14 protein-coding genes are annotated in these 17,682 nt (G+C 74.9%); 11 read left to right on the forward strand and 3 right to left on the reverse strand.

The genetic code is table 11. The features are described 5' to 3' along the window. Nucleotides 1-13 precede the first annotated feature (13 nt). From aroH to aroA, 7 genes are read left to right on the forward strand one after another with little or no spacing between them, the layout of a single operon-like run. Nucleotides 14-397: a chorismate mutase gene (gene aroH / locus CG740_RS14580; protein WP_100575548.1), complete on the forward strand. Its 384-nt coding sequence runs from the start codon at nucleotides 14-16 to the stop codon at nucleotides 395-397. Continuing rightward, nucleotides 397-1,557, forward strand: coding sequence for a prephenate dehydrogenase (locus tag CG740_RS14585; protein WP_100575795.1), 1,161 nt, complete (start codon nucleotides 397-399; stop codon nucleotides 1,555-1,557). The genes aroH and CG740_RS14585 overlap by 1 nt, the downstream gene beginning before the upstream one ends. A 38-nt stretch (nucleotides 1,558-1,595) precedes the next feature. Next, entirely contained in the window at nucleotides 1,596-2,780 is a 1,185-nt protein-coding gene (gene aroC, locus CG740_RS14590; RefSeq protein WP_100575549.1) for a chorismate synthase, read from the forward strand. Continuing rightward, nucleotides 2,777-3,982 carry a transposase gene (locus CG740_RS14595; RefSeq protein ID WP_100575550.1) on the forward strand — a complete coding sequence of 402 codons (1,206 nt, stop codon included), beginning with the start codon at nucleotides 2,777-2,779 and terminating at the stop codon, nucleotides 3,980-3,982. Before aroC ends, CG740_RS14595 begins: the two co-directional genes overlap by 4 nt. A gap of 37 nt (nucleotides 3,983-4,019) precedes the next feature. Further along, entirely contained in the window at nucleotides 4,020-6,146 is a 2,127-nt protein-coding gene (tkt, locus tag CG740_RS14600; RefSeq protein WP_100575551.1) for a transketolase, read from the forward strand. Then, a complete protein-coding gene (gene tal / locus CG740_RS14605) occupies nucleotides 6,143-7,276 on the forward strand; it encodes a transaldolase (RefSeq protein ID WP_100575552.1) in 1,134 nt (377 codons plus the stop codon). Before tkt ends, tal begins: the two co-directional genes overlap by 4 nt. Then, nucleotides 7,273-8,514, forward strand: a complete 1,242-nt coding sequence (gene aroA, locus CG740_RS14610; protein ID WP_234376259.1) for a 3-phosphoshikimate 1-carboxyvinyltransferase — start codon at nucleotides 7,273-7,275, stop codon at nucleotides 8,512-8,514. The genes tal and aroA overlap by 4 nt, the downstream gene beginning before the upstream one ends. Nucleotides 8,515-8,594: 80 nt before the next feature. Here aroA and hisC read toward each other — a convergent pair whose 3' ends face one another. Beyond that, entirely contained in the window at nucleotides 8,595-9,656 is a 1,062-nt protein-coding gene (hisC, locus tag CG740_RS14615; protein WP_442802829.1) for a histidinol-phosphate transaminase, read from the reverse strand. A 251-nt stretch (nucleotides 9,657-9,907) separates the two neighbouring features. On the opposite strand from hisC, the gene CG740_RS14620 reads away from it, so the two are divergent. From CG740_RS14620 to CG740_RS14635, 4 genes are read left to right on the forward strand one after another with little or no spacing between them, the layout of a single operon-like run. Next, complete coding sequence (locus tag CG740_RS14620) at nucleotides 9,908-10,852, forward strand: helix-turn-helix domain-containing protein (protein ID WP_100575554.1); 945 nt, start codon at nucleotides 9,908-9,910, stop codon at nucleotides 10,850-10,852. After that, a complete protein-coding gene (locus CG740_RS14625; protein ID WP_100575555.1) occupies nucleotides 10,849-12,675 on the forward strand; it encodes an AMP-binding protein in 1,827 nt (608 codons plus the stop codon). Before CG740_RS14620 ends, CG740_RS14625 begins: the two co-directional genes overlap by 4 nt. Beyond that, nucleotides 12,629-13,021, forward strand: coding sequence for a winged helix-turn-helix transcriptional regulator (locus CG740_RS14630; protein WP_199846446.1), 393 nt, complete (start codon nucleotides 12,629-12,631; stop codon nucleotides 13,019-13,021). The genes CG740_RS14625 and CG740_RS14630 overlap by 47 nt, the downstream gene beginning before the upstream one ends. Then, the gene (locus CG740_RS14635) at nucleotides 13,018-14,022 is read left to right on the forward strand and encodes an o-succinylbenzoate synthase (protein WP_100575557.1); all 1,005 of its coding nucleotides are present in this window, start codon (nucleotides 13,018-13,020) and stop codon (nucleotides 14,020-14,022) included. Before CG740_RS14630 ends, CG740_RS14635 begins: the two co-directional genes overlap by 4 nt. Nucleotides 14,023-14,039: 17 nt before the next feature. Here CG740_RS14635 and pcaB read toward each other — a convergent pair whose 3' ends face one another. Together pcaB and CG740_RS14645 are read right to left on the reverse strand one after the other, a co-directional pair. Then, on the reverse strand, nucleotides 14,040-15,497 hold the full coding sequence (gene pcaB / locus CG740_RS14640; RefSeq protein ID WP_100575558.1) for a 3-carboxy-cis,cis-muconate cycloisomerase: 1,458 nt from the start codon (nucleotides 15,495-15,497) through the stop codon (nucleotides 14,040-14,042). After that, complete coding sequence (locus tag CG740_RS14645; RefSeq protein ID WP_100575559.1) at nucleotides 15,494-17,572, reverse strand: FAD/NAD(P)-binding protein; 2,079 nt, start codon at nucleotides 17,570-17,572, stop codon at nucleotides 15,494-15,496. Before CG740_RS14645 ends, pcaB begins: the two co-directional genes overlap by 4 nt. Between the last annotated feature and the right edge of the window lie 110 nt (nucleotides 17,573-17,682).

Below are 17,682 nucleotides of genomic sequence, written 5' to 3' on the forward strand. Positions count from 1 at the left end.
GGAGGAGAGCACAGTGGCGGTACGAGCGGTGCGCGGGGCGATCCAGCTGGAGCGGGACGACAAGATGCTGCTTCTGGACGCGGTGAAGGAGCTGTTCCAGGAGGTACTCGACGCGAACGGCCTGGACCGGGAGAGCCTGATCAGCGTCATCTTCACGTCGACCCCGGACCTGCGGTGCGGGTTCCCCGCGGTGGCGGTGCGCGAACTCGGCCTGTCCGACGTCCCGTTGATGTGTGCCCAGGAACTCGACATCCAGGGCGCACTGCCCCGGACCGTACGGCTCCTGCTGCACGTGGACACGGTGCGCGCGAAGTCCGAGATCCGGCACGTCTACCTCGGCGGCGCCGCGGCGCTGCGCCGCGACCTGGCGCCGCTGGCGGCCGGGGCAGCCGCGTGATCCGTACGGCCGCCGTGGTCGGTACCGGGCTCATCGGCACCTCCGTCGCGCTCGCCCTCACCCGCCGGGGCGTCCGGGTGCACCTCCTGGACGCCGACGAGTCCGCGGCCCGCACCGCGGAGTCGCTGGGCGCGGGTGTGTGCCGGACGCCGGACGGGACGGTCGACCTGGCCGTCCTGGCCGTGCCCCCCGGGCGCGTGGGCAGGGTGCTCGCGGACAAGCAGGCCTGCGGACTGGCCCGCAGCTACACCGACGTCTCCAGCGTCCAGGCGGGCCCGCAGGCCGAGGTCGTCGCCTGCGGGGCCGATCCGGCCCGGTTCATCGGCGGCCATCCGATGGCGGGGCGGGAGCGCTCCGGGCCGCTGGCCGCCTGCGCCACCCTCTTCGAGGACCGGCCCTGGGTGCTCACGCCCTGCCCGGCCACGAACCGGGAGACCCTCAACCGCGCGCTGGAGCTGGTCGCTCTGTGCGGGGCGACCCCCGTCCTGATGGAGGCCCCCGCGCACGACCGGGCCGTGGCGGTGGTCTCGCACGCCCCGCACGTGGTGGCCGCCCTGATGGCGGCCCGGCTGATCGGCATCGAGGACGACGCCTCCCGGCTCGCCGGGCAGGGGCTGCGGGACGTCATCCGCATCGCGGGCGGGGATCCGCGGCTGTGGACCGACATCCTGGCGGCGAACGCCGCGGCCGTCGCCGACGTGCTCGCCGAGCTGGCCGACGACCTGTCCACCACGGTCGTCGCGCTGCGCGCCCTGACCTCCGCCGACCCGGCCGACCGCGCGCTCGGCGACCGGCTGGTGTCCGGGCTGCTGGCCCGGGGCGTCGAGGGCCGGGCCGGCCTGCCGGGCAAGCACAGCGGCGTACTGCCCGTGTGTGCCCCGGTGCGCGTGCTGATCGGTGACCAGCCGGGTGAGCTCGCCCGGCTCCTCGCCGCCGCCTCCGAACTCGGCGTGAACATCGAGGACATGAGCATCGACCACTCGCCCGGCTCGCCGAGCGGTCTGGTCGAACTGGCCGTCACGGCCACCTCTGCCACGCACATGGCCCAGCGGCTCCGGGCGGACGGCTGGAACGTCCAGCGCGTGCCCGCCGTCCTGGGTGACCGGTTCACCGCGCCGGTCCCCGCCCCCGATCCGGAAACCGCCGCGACAGCGGCCTGACCGCCACCGGCCGCACGGCCCCTGACGAAGGAAACGCATTGACCACGCTGCGCTGGCTCACCGCCGGTGAATCGCACGGACCGGCCCTGACCGCCGTCCTCGAAGGACTGCCCGCCGGGGTGGAGATCACCACCGAGCGGGTCGCGGCCGCCCTTGCCCGGCGGCGCCTCGGGCACGGCCGCGGGGCCCGCATGAAGTTCGAGCGCGACGAGGTGAGCTTCCTCGGCGGCGTGCGGCACGGCCGCACCCAGGGCGGCCCCGTGGCCGTCCAGGTGGGCAACACCGAGTGGCCCAAGTGGCAGACGGTGATGGCCGCCGACCCGGTCGACGGGGCAGGGCTCGCGGGCCTGGCCCGCAACGCACCGCTGACCCGGCCGCGCCCCGGCCACGCCGATCTGGCCGGCATGCAGAAGTACGGCTTCACCGATGCCCGGCCGGTCCTGGAGCGGGCCAGTGCCCGGGAGACGGCCGCCCGGGTCGCCCTCGGCGAGGTCGCCCGCGCCTTCCTCGCCCAGGCCTACGGCATCCAACTCGTCAGCCACGTCGTGGAGTTGGGCGGCGCCGCCGGCCCCGGCACCGCACTGCCGGGGCCGGACGACGTGGAGTGCCTGGACGCCGACCCGGTGCGCTGCTTCGACCCGGCCGGCTCGGCCGCCATGGTGGAGCGCATCGAGCGGGCCCATGCCGACGGCGACACGCTCGGCGGGGTGGTGGAGGTCCTGGCCTACGGTCTGCCGCCGGGCCTCGGCAGCCATGTGCACTGGGACCGGCGCCTCGACTCGCGGCTCGCCGGGGCCCTGATGGGCATCCAGGCCATCAAGGGCGTGGAGTTCGGCGCCGGGTTCGAGCTGGCCCGGGTGCCGGGCTCGGCGGCCCACGACGAGATCCTGCCCGACGAGGGCGGACTGCGGCGGCGCACCGGGCACGCGGGCGGAGTCGAGGGCGGCATCTCCACCGGGGAACTCCTTCGGGTGCGGGCCGCGATGAAACCGATCGCCACCGTGCCGCACGCCCTGGCCACCGTGGACCTGGCCACCGGCGAGCCGGCCGCCGCCCACCACCAGCGCTCCGACGTGTGCGCGGTGCCCGCGGCCGGGGTGGTCGCCGAGGCCATGACCGCGCTGGTCCTCGCCGAGGCGGCGCTGGAGAAGTTCGGCGGCGACAGCCTCGCCGAGACGGCGCGCAACCACGCCGCCTACCTCTCCCACCTGGTCGTCCGATGAGCACCCCGCACGCCCACCGCCCCCTCACCCGGATCACGGTGCGCCGTCGGCCGCCCTACGACGTCGCCATCGGCCCCGGCCCCACCGACGGTCGACTCCCGTTCCCGCAAGGCGAGCGCCCCGCCCGGCCGCCGCGGCGCGGCCCGCTCCCGCCTCCGCTCGCCGAGCGGGTGCTGGGGAGCCTGCCGCCGCGGGCCCGCCGGGACGCGCTGCGCCACATCGCGGAGCGCGCCGCGGGGCGGGAGCCCGAGCCCGTCCGGCACGACTGGGACTGGATGCCCGTGCGCCGCGCCCTCGCCGACGCGGTGTACGAGGACGGCCGTCCCCTCGCCCTCGCCGCGCGCGCGGCCGTCGTCCCGTGCGCCGGCGTACGGGACGTCGGCGCCGAGGAGTTCACCGATCCGCGCACCGGCCGCCGGATGGCCGGCCGGCGGGTCGTCGGCCTGTGGCTGGTGACCGCGCGGGGCAGCGTCCCGGTGGACCGGCGCCTGATGCTGACGCCCCGCTGGCTCGAACCGGGGCCCCGGCAACGCGCGGGCGTCCCGGACGACGCCCCCTCGGGCGGCAGCGTGACCCAGGGGATCGACATGGCCGTGGGCCTGCGGCCCCCCGGGCTCGTCCCGCTGCTCCTGGACGCCCGCCGGGCCCATGTGCCCGGCGTGCTCAAGGCGCTGCGCTCGGGCGGCCTGCCGTATGTGCTGCGCGTCTCCGGCTCCCAGTTCGTCAACCCCGTCCGGGCCGTGGCGGACGGGCCCGCCCCCGACGGTTTCGTCACCGCCCGGCAGGCCGCCGCCGAGGCGGCGGACCGGGGCGGCTCGGTGCTCTCGCTCGCCGGCCGCGACGGCCGCCCGGCGGGGCGCGCGTTCGTCCGGCTCGACTGCCGCACCCTGCCCGTCCCCGGGACGCGCAAGGGCAGGATGGTGCTCCTGGCCGAGCAGGACCCGCACCACCCGGCCCGGGGCGGGTACTGGCTGACCAACCTGACCGGCCATTCCACCGCGCACCTGCTGCGTCTGGTGCGGCTGCCGGAACCCGAACCGCCGCTGCCCGCCCCCGCCGGGGCGGGGCACGGCCATCCGGCCTCGTACGGCGACTGGCACCGGCACACCACGCTCGACTCGGTCGCCCGCGCCGCGGTGCTGCTCGCCCCTTCGCACGGCGCGCCCCGTCCGGCCGCCGGCCGCACCTCCCGCGTCGCCTGACGCCGACTTCCGCCACTGCTCAGCCGAGAGAGGAACCATGACCGCTCAACTGACCGCGCCGGATCCCGTCGAGATCCCGGAGTGGACGCACGCCGACCGCCGTGCGGTCGACGTCGCCAAGGGCCTGGCCATCGACGCGGTGGAGGCGGCGGGCCACGGCCACCCCGGTACGGCGATCAGCCTGGCCCCCGCCGCCCATCTGCTCTTCCAGAAGCTGCTGCGGCACGACCCGGCCGATCCCACCTGGGAGGGGCGTGACCGGTTCGTCCTGTCCTGCGGGCACGCGAGCCTGACCCTCTACACGCAGCTCTACCTGGCCGGCTACCCGCTCGCCCTGGACGACCTCAAGGCGCTGCGCACCGAGGGCAGTGCGACGCCGGCGCACCCCGAGTACGGCCACACCCCCGGAGTGGAGACCACCACCGGGCCGCTCGGCCAGGGGCTCGCCAACGCGGTCGGCATGGCGATGGCCGCACGGCGCGAGCGGGGCCTGTTCGACCCGGACGCCGAGCCGGGCACGTCCCCCTTCGACCACACCGTGTGGGTCTTCGCCTCGGACGGGGACCTGGAGGAGGGCATCAGCCACGAGGCCAGTTCGCTGGCGGGCCACCAGCGCCTCGGCAACCTGGTGGTGCTGTGGGACGACAACCGCATCTCGATCGAGGACGACCGGGCGGTCGCGAGCTCGGAGGACGTCCTCGCCCGCTACCGCGCCTACGGCTGGCACGTGCAGCAGGTGGACTGGACGGCGACGGGCGGCTACGCCGAGGACGTCGAGGCGCTGCACCGGGCCATGGCCGAGGCGCGCGACCGGTCCGACCGGCCCTCGCTCGTGGCCTTGCGCACGGTGATCGGCTGGCCCTCGCCGGGCAAGCAGGACACGGGCGCGATCCACGGGGCGCGTCTCGGCGCGGCCGAGGCGGCGGCCACCAAGGTGCTTCTCGGTCTCGACCCGGACCGCACGTTCCAGGTGCCGGACGAGGTGCTCGCGCACACCCGGCGAGCGACCGAGCGGGGGGCACGGCTGCGGGCGCACTGGCAGCGGGAGTTCGAGGCCTGGCAGAAGGCGCAGCCCGACCGCGCGGCCGAACACGCCCGCATCTCGCAGCGGAAGCTGCCCCGGGACTGGCACCGGGCGCTGCCCCGGTTCGAGCCCGGCGAGCAGGTGGCCACCCGGCGCGCCTCGGGCGAGGTCCTCTCGGCGCTCGCCTCCGTACTGCCCGAACTGTGGGGCGGATCGGCCGACTTGGCCGGTTCCAACAACACCACCATGCGCGGTGAGCCCTCCTTCCTGCCCGACGAGCACGCCACCGCCGCCTTCCCGGGCCACCGCTACGGCCGCACCCTGCACTTCGGCATCCGTGAGCACGCCATGGGCGCCATCCTCAACGGCATCGCCCTGCACGGCGGCACGCGTCCCTACGGCGGCACGTTCCTGGTCTTCTCCGACTACATGCGGCCGGCCGTGCGGCTCGCGGCGCTGATGCGCCTGCCCGTCACGTTCGTGTGGACGCACGACTCCATCGGACTCGGCGAGGACGGCCCCACCCATCAGCCGGTCGAGCACCTGTGGGCGCTGCGGGCCATCCCGGGTCTCGACGTGGTCCGCCCCGCCGACGCGGGCGAGACCGTCGCCGTCTGGCGCGCCCTGCTGGAGCGCGCCGACCGGCCGGTGGGCCTGGCGCTGACCCGGCAGGACGTTCCGGTCCTGGACCGCGGCCCGCACGGCGGCCTCGCCCCGGCCGACCTCGCCGCGCGCGGCGGCTACGTCCTGGCCGAGGCGTCCGGCGGCGAGCCCCAGGTCCTGCTGATCGCCACCGGCAGCGAGGTCGCCATCGCCCTGGCGGCGCGCCGCATCCTGGAGGACGAGCGGATCGCCACCCGCGTGGTGTCGATGCCCTGCCTCGAATGGTTCGCCGACCAGGACCAGGAGTACCGCGACGCCGTGCTGCCGCCCCAGGTGAGTGCCCGGGTCTCGGTGGAGGCCGGCAGCGCGCTCGGCTGGTACGCGCTGCTCGGCGGCGCCGGACAGGCCGTCAGCATCGAGCAGTTCGGCGCAAGCGCTCCGTACGAGAGCCTGTACCGCCGGTTCGGCATCACTCCCGAGCGGGTGGCCGCCGCCGCCCGCACCAGTGTGGACCGTGCCCGCAGGAGCGCCCGATGACCCGTACACCGATCGGACGCCTCCGGCAGGCCGGCACCTCCCTCTGGCTCGACCACCTCAGCCGGGCGGACCTGCACGACGGGAGCCTCGCCGAACTGGTCGCCGGGCACGGCGTCCTGGGCATCACCTCGAATCCGACCATCCTCGCCCAGTCCCTGGCGAGCGGTGCCGAGGCGTACGCCCCGCACCTCGACGTGCTGGCCCGCAAGGGCGCTTCGGCCCGGGACGCGCTGCGCGAGCTCGCCACGTACGACGTGCGGCGCGCCGCCGACCTGCTGGAGCCCGTGTACCGGGAGACCGGGGGCGAGGACGGGCATGTCTCCCTGGAGGTGGATCCGGCCCACGCCCACGACGCCGACGCCACCCTCACCGAGGCCCGGCTCCTGCGGGCCGAGGTGGGCCGCCCGAATCTGATGGTGAAGATCCCGGCCACCCCCGAGGGCCTGCGGGCCGTCACCGGCGCGCTGGCCGAGGGCATCAACGTCAACGCCACGCTCATCTTCTCCCGGGAGCGGTACGCGCGGGTCGCCGAGGCCTTCCTGACCGGCCTGGAACAGGCCCATCGGGCGGGCCACGACCTCAGCCGGATCGCCTCGGTCGCCTCGTTCTTCGTGAGCCGGGTCGACACCGCGGTCGACCGGGAGCTCGACCGGGCCGGCGGCGACGAGCCCCGGGCCCTGCGGGGCCGGGCCGCGGTGGCCAACGCCCGCCTGGCGTACGCACGTTGGGAGGAGGTCGTGGCCGGTCCGCGCTGGCGCCGGCTGGCCGCGCTCGGCGCCCGCCCGCAGCGCCTGCTGTGGGCCTCCACCGGGGTCAAGGACCCGACGTACGAGGACACCCGGTACGTGGACGAGCTGGCCGCCCCGGCCACCGTCAACACCGTTCCGCCGGCCACCCTGCGGGCCGTCGCCGACCACGGCCGCGCCGACGGGCGCAGTCGCATCGCGGGCACGTACGACGACGCGCGCCGGGTGCTCGGCGCGCTGCCCTGCTTCGGCATCGACTTCGACGCGCTGACGGACCGTCTGGCCCGCGAGGCGCTGGCCGCGTTCAAGGCGTCCTGGGAGCAGATGTCCCGGCAGGTCGACGAGAGCCTCATGACCCGGCGCGTGCTCCAGGAGGCGGCGTGAGCACCGCGACCCTGGCCGCCGGGGTGGCCCGGATCCCCGGATCCAAGAGCATCACCAACCGGGCGCTGCTGCTCGCCGCGGCCGCCCGCGGCACGACCCGGCTGCGGGCGCCCCTGGTCAGTGACGACACGGTGGCCTTCCGCCAGGGCGTCGAGGCGCTCGGCGCCCCGGTGCGCGAGGCGGACGGCGACTGGTGGGTGACGGGCCTGGGCGGGGCGCCCCTGCGCACCACCAGTGTGTGGTGCGAGGACGCGGGCACGGCCGCGCGCTTCCTGCCGGTGTTCGCGGCGGCCGGGCAGGGGGACATCCTGTTCGACGGCTCGGCCCAGCTGCGCGCCCGGCCGCTGCACCCGCTGGCCGACGCGCTGCGGCGGCTGGGGGTGGCGGTGGTGCCGGGCCCGGGTGGCGGACTGCCCCTGATGGTGCGCGGGCGCGGGCTCGACGGCGGGGACGTGCACCTGGACTCCTCCAGCAGCAGCCAGTACCTGACCGGTCTGCTGCTGTCGGCGCCGCTGGCCCGCGAGACCCTGACCATCCACGCCCACGATCTGGTCAGCGGCCCCTACATCGACATGACCCTGGCGCTGATGCGGCGCTTCGGCGCGGACGTCGAGCGGCGCGACGGCACGTTCCGGGTGCGGCCGGAGGGATATCTGGCCACCGACCTGGCCGTCGAGCCGGACGCCTCGACCGCGTCGTACTTCTTCGCCGCGGCCGCGGTCACCGGCACCACCGTGCTCGTGCCGGGGCTCGGCGCGGGCAGCCTCCAGGGTGATCTGCGCTTCCTTGAGGTGCTGGCACGCACCGGTGCGCGGGTGCGGATGACCGCGGCCGGCGCCGAGGTGAGCGGCCCGGGCCGGCTGCGGGGCGGGTTCACCGTCGACATGGGGGACATCTCCGACACCTTCATGACCCTGGCCGCCGTCGCGCCCCTCGCGGACGCCCCGATCACCATCACGGGCATCGGGCACGCCCGGCTGAAGGAGTCGGACCGGATCGCGGCGGTGGCGGGCAATCTGCGCGCCCTCGGCATCACGGTGGCCGAGGGGCCCGACCGGCTCACCGTGCACCCGGGCACTTCGGAACCGGCCCGGATCGCCTGCCACCGCGACCACCGGATCGCCATGGCGTTCTCGGTGCTGGGGCTGCGCGCCGCCGGCCTCACCTTGGACGACCCGGCCTGTGTGAGCAAGACGTTCCCCGCCTTCCACGACGAGTTCGCCCGGCTCTTCGGCTAGGGCCGGACAGGCCCGCCGGACCGGGCCGCCGGACAGGCCACGGCCTGGGCCGGGCCGGGCCGGGCCGCCGGGCCGGGCCGTCAGTGCTGCCAGGCGCCGGCCACCTTCAGGAAGCGGTCGTTGGCCGCGGGGGTGCCGATCGTGATCCGCACGCCCTCGTCCGGGTAGGGGCGCACCATCAGCCCCGCGTCCTCGCACACCGCGGTGAAGGCGGCCGTGCGCCGCCCCAGGCGCAGCCAGACGAAGTTGGCCTCGCTGTGCGGCAGTTGCCAGCCCTGGGCCCGCAACTCGCCCCCGACGCGCCCGCGTTCACGCACGATCCGCTCGACCCGCTCGTCGAGCTCGGACCCGGCGCGCAGCGAGGCGAGGGCGGCCGCCTGCGCCGGGCCGCTGACCCCGAACGGCACGGCGCAGGCGCGCAGCGCGGCGGCGACGGGCGGGTGTGCCACGGCGTAGCCGACCCGGAGCCGGGCCAGGCCGTAGGCCTTGGAGAAGGTGCGCAGCACGGCCACATGGGGGTGGCGCAGATGGACCTCGATGCCGTCGGGCACCTCGGGGTCGCGGACGAACTCCCGGTACGCCTCGTCCAGGACGACGAGCACATCGCGGGGAACCCGGTCGAGGAACCGGTCCAGTTCCGCCCGGCGCACGGGGGTGCCGGTGGGGTTGTTGGGGTTGCACACGAAGATCAGCCGGGTGCGGCCGGTGACCGCGTCGGCCATCGCGTCGAGATCGTGGCCCTCCGCGGCGAGCGGGACCTGCACGGGCGTGGCGCCCGCCGCCCAAGTGATGAGCGGGTAGGCCTCGAACGAGCGCCAGGCGAAGAGGACTTCGTCGCCCTCGCCCGCGGCCGCGCGGACCAGGTGGTGGGTGACGGCCACCGAGCCGGTCCCCGGCACGATGTGCTCGCCGGGCACCCGCAGCCGCTCCGCGAGCGCGGCGACCAGCTCGGTGCTGCCGGGGTCGGGGTAGCGGTGGAACTGCCCGAGCTCCGCACGCACCGCCTCCCGCACCGACGGCAGCGGCTCATAGGGCAGTTCGTTGGAGGACAGCTTGTACTCGGGGTCTCCCACGGCCGCCCTTCCCGGAATGTAGCGGGGCAAGGTGGACAGGTCGACGCGCAGCCGGGGCCCGGAAACCATACTCATGTGCCTCTTTTCTGAATCAGAAGAAACCGGACACTAGAGCAGCCGCCCCACCCGGAATGCGCGAAATGCGCAGCACTTCTCTCCAATTCGCCCACGAAGGACGCGCGTTGACGCCCCGGGGATCCTCCGTACCGTCGATCGAAGCTTCCGATCCCAGTAGAAAAAAGGAAACGGAGAATGTTTCTCTGTCCTTGGCGTCATGACGTCACTGATGTCATCCGGACATTGTCGGGGAGGGCAAGAAGATGCTGGTCCTGAGCCAGTCGAGATCCCACAGCACCGAATCGGTCAGCGCCGGCCGGGCTCCCGACGGCTGTGGGACGGTGCAGATCGTCCGAAGCCACGACGAGGAACTGCGGGACACCACCCGCTGCCGCCGGTTCGGCGAGATCAGCGTGCGCCTGGTGGCCGGCGGTCCGGCCGAACTCGTGCGCCCCGCCCGGCTGATCGACCCCGGCTGCCCCGGGGTCCTGCGGGTGATCCGCCCGCTGGCCGGCGAGGCGCTGCTGTGGCAGGACGGCAGGCATGCCACGGTCCGCTCCCCGGAGCTGATCTGCCTCGACAGCTCCCGTCCCTTCAAGCTGGTGATGCCGCAGCCCTTCCGGCTCGTCGAGGCGGTGGTGACCCACCGGTCGATGGGCCTGACGACCGCCGACGCCGCCCGTCTCACCGCCCGGCCGTGGTGCGGTGAACAGGGCATCGCCGCGTTCATGTCCACGCTCCTGGGCGGATTCCAGCGGCACGGCGACGAGATCGAGACCGCCTTCGACCTGTTCGGCGGCAGCATCGTGGGCCTGGCGGCCGCGCTCTTCGCCGAACGCATGCGGTCGGCCGTCGCGGAGCCGGACGCCGCCCGGCAGTCCCTGATGCTCCACATCCAGGCCTACGTCCGCGAACGGCTCGCCGACCCCGAGCTGACCCCGTCCCTGGTGGCCAAGCGCTACAACGTCTCGCTGCGCTACCTCCAGAAGATGTTCCGCGAGCACGGCACCAGCCCGGCTCGCTGGATCCGCGACGAGCGGCTCGCCCGCTGCCGCTGCGAGCTGTCCGACCCGCGCCTGGAGCACCTGCCGGTCGCGCTGATCGGGGAGCGCGCCGGACTCTACGGCGCCTCGCACTTCAGCCGCCTCTTCCGGGACCGCTACGGCGTCACCCCGAGGGAGTTCCGCAGGGAGAAGGTCACCGGATGAACAGGGCGGACCTCTCGTTCCTCGACGGCGGCCCCGCACCGCGCCCGGCCCACGCCGACCTCGGCTCGGCGCTCCGGTCGGCGGCCCGGCAGGGCAACCCCGAAGGGCTCTGCTTCCTGGACGCGGACGGCACCGAGACCCGGATGAGCTATGCCGAACTGCTCGACGCGGCCTCCCGGATCCTCGGCGGACTGCGCGCGGCGGGGACGGCGCCGGGGGAGACCGTGCTGCTCCAGATCCGGTCCGAGCCCGAGCTGATCGCCGCCTTCTGGGGCTGTGTGCTCGGCGGCTTCGTGCCGATGCCGGTGGCCGCGGGAGAACCCGGCACCCCGGGCGGACCCGCCGCCGGCCCCGCGTCCGGCGCCGAGCAGCTGCACCGGGTGTGGACCCGCTACGGCAGACCCCGCACCGTACTCGGCGCGGGGCAGCCGGTCGCCCCGGCGACCCGCTCCGACCCCGGCTGGCCCGGCGCCCTCGCCGGGGACACCCGGCGGCTGCTCTCGCACCTGCCCGACCGGTCGTGGCACCGGGCCGGGCCGGACGATCCGGCAGTCCTGCTGCTCACCTCCGGTTCGACCGGCACGCCCAAGGCCGTCCCCCTCACCCACCGCAATCTGCTGACCCGCAGCGCCGCCACCGCGCAGGCCAACGGCCTCTCCGTGCACACCCGTTCGTTCAACTGGATGCCGCTGGACCACGTCGGCGGTCTGGTGCTCTTCCACCTCAGGGACGTCTACCTGGGCGCCTACCAGGTGCACGCGCCGCGGTCGTACGTGCTCCAGGACCCGCTGCGCTGGCTAACGGTCGCCGACCGGCACCGGGTGTGCACCACCTGGGCCCCCAACTTCGCCTTCCAATTGCTCACCGACCAGGCGGCCCGGCTGCGCGGCCGGTCCCTGGACCTGAGCGGGCTGCGCTACGTCATGAACGGCGGCGAGGCGGTGCGGGCCACGGTGGTGCGCGCCTTCCTCGACCTGCTGCGGCCCTTCGGGCTCGGATCCGACGTCATGTATCCCGGCTGGGGCATGTCGGAGACCTCGTCCGGCGTCATCGACATGCGCTTCGAGCCGGCCGCCGGCGACGAGCGGTACGTACCCGTCGGCCGGCCGCAGCCGGGGACGGCGGTGCGCTGTGTGGACGACGACGGCGACCTCGTCCCGCAGGGCACACCGGGCCACCTGGAGGTGTCCGGCACGGCCGTCACCCGCGGCTATCACGACAACCCGGTGCAGAACCTGCGGTCGTTCACCGCGGACGGCTGGTTCCGCACCGGCGACCGCGCCTTCGTCGAGTCGGGCCGGCTCACCGTCACCGGCCGGGCCGACGACGTCATCGAGTGCGGCGGCGTGACGTGTCACAGCCACGAGATCGAGGCCGTGGTGGAGGAACTGGACTTCGTCACCCCGTCGTACACGGTGGCCGGCCCGGTGGCCGTGGACGGGCGCGAGGAGCTGGCCGTCTTCTTCCACCGGCGCGGCGCCGTCGGTGCCGCCGAGGCCGAGGCCCTGATCCGCCGCCGCGTCGAGGAGCGGCTCGGCCTGAACGCCACCCGGATCGTCCCGGTGGACCCGAGCGACGTCCCGAAGACCGGGATCGGCAAGCTCCGCAGGAGCCGGCTGCGCGAACAGTACGAGGCGTCCGCTGCCCGCTGCGGCGGATCGCCTGGCACCACACCAGAGAACGGACCAGGGAGGCCGAATGGCGACGACCATCTCCGCGCACGAGCAGCACGCTCGGCGACGGGCGTTCCCGCACCGTGGGGAACGCCCGGACGTCGTGGACGACTGTCCCCCGGACGACTGCCCGGCGCGCTGGGTCCTTGAGATCCTGACCACCAAGTGGACACCCGTCCTGCTGCACCTGCTCCAGTCCCAATCGCCCATGCGGTACGGGGAGTTGCGCCGGGCCATGCCCGACGTCAGCAAGAAGGTGCTGACCGAGACGCTGCGCGGACTGGAGCGCGACGGACTGCTGCTGCGCGTGGACCACGGGGAGAAACCCCTCCGGGTCGACTACTACATCACCGAACTCGGCGCGAGCCTGATCCCGATCGTCGGGTCGCTCCGGGTGTGGGCCGAGGAGAACATCGCCGAGGTCCTCGCCCACCGCACGCTCTACGGGCGCACCGATCCGCCCACCGCCCGAGAAGGAGCCGTCACCCCCGCATGAAACACCGGCACGGATCCATCGAGGCCGTCGAGGCCCATGTCTACGCGATCCCGATGCGCACCGCCTTCCGGGGCATCACCGTGCGCGAGGGCATGGTGCTGCGGGGGCCGCACGGCTGGGGCGAGTTCTGCCCGTTCCCGGAGTACGGCGACCCGGAGGCGGCGGCCTGGCTCGCCACCGCCCTTGAGCAGATCGGCGGGGACCGCCCCGCGCCGGTGCGGGACCGGATCCCGGTCAACGCCACCGTGCCGGCCGTCGGCCCGGAGCGCGCCCATGACCTGGTGGCGCGTTCCGGCTGCGGCACGGCCAAGGTCAAGGTGGCCGACCACCCGGACGCCCTGGCGGAGGACCTGGCCCGGGTCGAGGCGGTCCGCGCCGCGCTGGGCCCGGGCGGCAAGGTCCGCATCGACGTCAACGGCCGGTGGGACGTGGACACCGCGGTCACCCGCGTCCGGCTGCTCGACCGGGCCGCCGGCGGCCTGGAGTACGTCGAGCAACCCTGCGCCACCATCGAGGAGTTGGCCGCCGTACGCCGACGGGTCGAGGTGCGCATAGCCGCCGACGAGTCGATCCGGCGGGCCGGCGACCCGCTGAAGGTGGCGGTCGCCGGGGCCGCCGACATCGCGGTCCTCAAGTGCACGCCGCTCGGCGGAGTGCGCCGCGCCCTGGAGGTCGCCGAGGCCTCGGGGCTGCCCTGTGTGGTGTCGTCGGCCCTGGAGACCAGTGTCGGGCTGTCCGCCCAGGTCGCCCTGGCCGCCGCGCTTCCGGAGCTCGAATTCGCCTGCGGGCTCGGCACGTTGAGCCTGCTGGACGGCGATCTCGTACCGGCCGGAGCGGCCCTGCGGCCGGTCGACGGCTTCCTGGCCGTACCGGGTGCGGTGCCCGAGCCCGCGCCCGAGCTCCTGGACCGCCACCGGCTCACCGATCCCGACCGGGCCGCCTGGTGGCACGCCCGCCTGGCCCGCGTCGGCGGTGCGCGGCTGCGGGTCCGGCCCGTCTGAGCCGGACCCGTCGGGCCTCACTCGCGCAGCGCGCTGTCCACGAGCCGTGCGCTCGCGCCGGTGTAGGCCGCCGGGTCGCACAGGGCCCGCAGCTCCGCCGGGTCCCAGGGGCCCACGGCTCTGGACGGTCCGGAGAGTCCGGCCAGTTCGGGCAGCTCGGGCAGGACCTCGTGCAGCGGCCTGCGCTGCGCCTGGGCCTGCTCGGACGCCCGGGTCAGCAGCTCCTTGGCGGCCGCCTTGCCGAGCACCGGGGCGAGGCGGGCCGCCAGGCGCTCCGACACGACCTGACTACCCGTCAACTCCAGGTTGTGGGCCATGCGTTCGGGGTCCACCCGGAGTCCCTCGGCCAGGTCCACCGCCGTGTGGGCCGCCCCGCCGGTGAGCCGCAGGCACTCGCGCAGCAGCAGCCACTCCGCGTGCCAGCCGCCCGCCGAGCGCTCGTCCTCGGCCGGCAGGCACTGGAGCAGCCCGGTCGCCAGCACGGGGACCTGCAACGCGGCGCTGCGCACCAGGGTCGCGAGTACCGGATTGTGCTTGTGGGGCATGGCCGACGAGGCCCCCCTGCCCACCGCGGTCGGCTCCGCGACCTCGGCGATCTCGGTGCGGGAGAGCGTCTGCACATCCACCGCCAGCTTCCCCAGCGCCCCGGCCGCGAAGGCCAGGGCCGACGCGAGGTCGGCGAGCGGTGTGCGCAGCGCGTGCCAGGGCAGCCGGGGCCGCGCGAGGCCGGTCTCCTCGGCGAACGCCTCCGCGAGGCGGACGTGGTACTCCTCGTCGGCGGCCTGCGGGGCGTCGAGGCGTGCGTACTCCAGATATCCGGCGAGCGTGCCCGCGGCCCCGCCGAGCGAGACCGGAAGACCGCCCTCGTGCACGGCCCGCAGCCGGTCGACGGCGTCCCGCACCCCCTGGCGCCAGCCCGCCGCCTTCAGCCCGAACGTGGTCGGCACCGCCTGCAACGCCAGGGTGCGTCCGGCGATCGGGGTGTCCCGGTGCCGGGCGGCGAGCCGGGCCAGGGCCCGGTCGACGCGGCCGAGATCGTCGAGCATCAGCCCGAGCGCCCGGCGCGCCACCAGCATCGCCGCCGTGTCGAACACGTCCTGGCTGGTGGAGCCGCGGTGCACATACTCGGCGGCCACCGGATCCTCGGCCGCCACCACCCCGGTCAGCGCCTTGACCAGGCCGACGACCGGGTTGGCGGTCTCCCGGGCCGCGAGGGACAGGGCGCGGGCATCGAACCGGTCGGCCCGGGCCAGCCGCGCGATGGTCCGGGCCGCCCCGGCGGGTACGGTGCCGAGCCGGGCCTGGGCCCGGACCAGGGCCACCTCGGCGTCGAGCATGGCCTGGAGCCAGGCCAGGTCGGCCACGGCCGCCTCGACGGGGGTGCCGGCCCGGACCGGGGAGAGCAGCCCCGCGTCGGTCCCCGCTCCGGATTCCGGCTCCGGCTCCCGCTGCTCGGGACGGCTCCCCGCGCTCACACGATCACCTCGCGCACGACGCCCGACTCGGCCGCGGCGGAGGGGACTTCGGTGCGGTCCTGCGACACCGGGGCCGCGCCGGGGACCGCGCGCGGGAGGTCCGGGCGGGCGGAGTCCGGGCGCGGGCTGTCCGTTCGGGTCAGGTCGGGCCGGGGCAGCGACACCAGCGCCCGGGCTATCGCGTCGGAGTCGCCGAGGGTGACCGAATCGACGCCGGGGCGCACCCCCGCGGCGGTCACCCAGTGCACCGACTCGGTGGGGACGCCGTAGGCGAAGCGCCGCGGGTGCGCACGACCGCGCCGGTCGACGATCCGGTACGGGCGCTCGGTGACCGCGAGCCCCCCGGTCTCCACCTCGGTGCCCTGCGCGGTGGTGATGCGGTAGGGGACGGCCTGCTCGGTCTCCAGCAGATGGCGCAGCAGCGGGTCCTCGGTGCGGCGCACGTCGGGCTCGGGCAGCCGGGCCTCGATCAGGGCCGTCGCGTGGACCGAGCGCCCGGGCACCCGCGTGCTGGCGGCGATGAAGGCGGGCTCCGCGGAATCCAGCCTGACCTCGGTGCCCGGGCCGGTGACGGTGAGCACCCCGGCCTCGATCAGGGCGGCCATCTCCTCGATCCGCGTCACCGGCGGGCCGATCGACAGGAAGGCGTTCAACGGCGTGTACCAGCGCTCCAGTTCGTCGCGGTGGGACTCCCCGTCGAGCCCGCCGTGGTCGACCGCCAGGCGTATCTCGTTGCGCAGGTCGCGCAGGATGTCGAGGGAGGCCTTCAGCGGGCCCGACAGGTTGCCCGCGCGGCCCGCCTCGGCGTCCGCCCGCAGATAGCCGAGCAGCCAGTCCCGGTACTCGTCCCGGGAGGCGAAGCCGAGATCGCCGCAGGGGTCGGTGAGCCTGTCCCAGTCGAACCGGTCCGCCGCCACCAAGCCGTGTGCGGACAGGAGTTCGTCACTCCCGGCACCTTCGGCGAGGTCGAGGTCGAGGTCGAGGTAGCGGTCGGTGAAGCCTTCGACCACATCGCTCGCGACACCCCGGGAGCGCAGCGTGGTGGCGTAGTAGACGCTCTCGACCTCGCGTTTGATCAGCGGCCACAGGTGCTCGGTGAAGCCGATCCGCTCCCCGGCCGCGGCGCGTGCGCGCAGTCGGGCGACGTACTCGGCGGTGAGCAGGCGCGGGTAGTAGCGGCCGAAGGCGCCCTTCTCGTTCTCGCCGCGCGCGTGGTAGGGCACCCCCCGGCGGGAGAAGGCGTACAGCCGCGGTTCGAGGCCCGAGGCGCGGTAGACGAGCCGGTCCCGCTCGCGGACGAAGCGGCCGCCGCGTCCGGTGGTGAGCAGGGCCATGTAGTCGAAGAAGTTCAGGCCGAGTCCGCGCAGCAGCACGTTCTGCTGCGGCTCGACCCAACTCAGGTCCACATCGGCCGGGTTGGCGGGTGTGACATAGGTCAGTCCGTGAATGAGCGCGAGGTCGGCGGTGCGTCGCTGACGCGCCGTCAGATGGGTGCCGACATGGCCCACGGCGAGGAGCACCGCGTCCAGGCCGTCGAGCCGGGCGCCGTTCTCCAGGCGCAGGCTCTGCGGTCCGTCGGCCGCGCCGAGCGCGTCGGACAGCACGACGGCGCGGGTGCGGTGCTCGCGCACCTCGATGTGGGCCGGGGCCCGGGAGACGATCCTGCGGTAGCAGTCGTGAAGGTAGTGGCCGTAGAAGCCGCGCGAGGGATAGGAGTCGGGGCCGAGCCGGCGGGCCTCGGCCAGGGTCCGCTCGTCGTAGTCGCCGTCGCCGCCGAGCAGGGCCAGGCTCTGCGCCCACTCGTACAGGCTCGGGCCGGGCTCGATCGGGCCCTCGATGCGCACGCTGTCGTCGGTGAAGACGGTGATCTGCGAGGCGACCGTATTGGTGAGCAGCTCACCGGGCTGATCGGGGCGCCAGACCGCGCCCGCGCCCGGGAGGTGGGGGTCCACGAGGTGCACGATCACGCCGTCGGCGGAGGGCCCCCGGCGTTCGTTGGCACACAGCCTCTCCAGTACGGAGAGGCCGCGCGGGCCGGCGCCGACGACGGCGAGGTGGCGGGTGACAGGAGGCATGGCAAGTCCTAGGGAGACGGCGGTCGTTGGCGACCGGACGAGCTGGTGAAGAGCTGGTTAAGAGCCGGTGGACTGTGCGAACGGCAACCTTGCACGAGGGGAACGGCTGC

Source organism: Streptomyces sp. CB01201, assembly GCF_002803085.1.
Taxonomy (GTDB): Bacteria; Actinomycetota; Actinomycetes; order Streptomycetales; family Streptomycetaceae; genus Streptomyces; species Streptomyces hundungensis.

Excerpts from the sequence above, each read along its gene's own strand:
- CG740_RS14635 (WP_100575557.1), top strand. The coding sequence starts at position 13,018 with ATGAAACACCGGCACGGATCCATCGAGGCCGTCGAGGCCCATGTCTAC.
- tkt (WP_100575551.1), top strand. The coding sequence starts at position 4,020 with ATGACCGCTCAACTGACCGCGCCGGATCCCGTCGAGATCCCGGAGTGG.
- CG740_RS14595 (WP_100575550.1), top strand. The coding sequence starts at position 2,777 with ATGAGCACCCCGCACGCCCACCGCCCCCTCACCCGGATCACGGTGCGC.
- CG740_RS14625 (WP_100575555.1), top strand. The coding sequence starts at position 10,849 with ATGAACAGGGCGGACCTCTCGTTCCTCGACGGCGGCCCCGCACCGCGC.
- tal (WP_100575552.1), top strand. The coding sequence starts at position 6,143 with ATGACCCGTACACCGATCGGACGCCTCCGGCAGGCCGGCACCTCCCTC.
- CG740_RS14620 (WP_100575554.1), top strand. The coding sequence starts at position 9,908 with ATGCTGGTCCTGAGCCAGTCGAGATCCCACAGCACCGAATCGGTCAGC.
- CG740_RS14645 (WP_100575559.1), bottom strand. The coding sequence starts at position 17,572 with ATGCCTCCTGTCACCCGCCACCTCGCCGTCGTCGGCGCCGGCCCGCGC.
- hisC (WP_442802829.1), bottom strand. The coding sequence starts at position 9,656 with ATGGTTTCCGGGCCCCGGCTGCGCGTCGACCTGTCCACCTTGCCCCGC.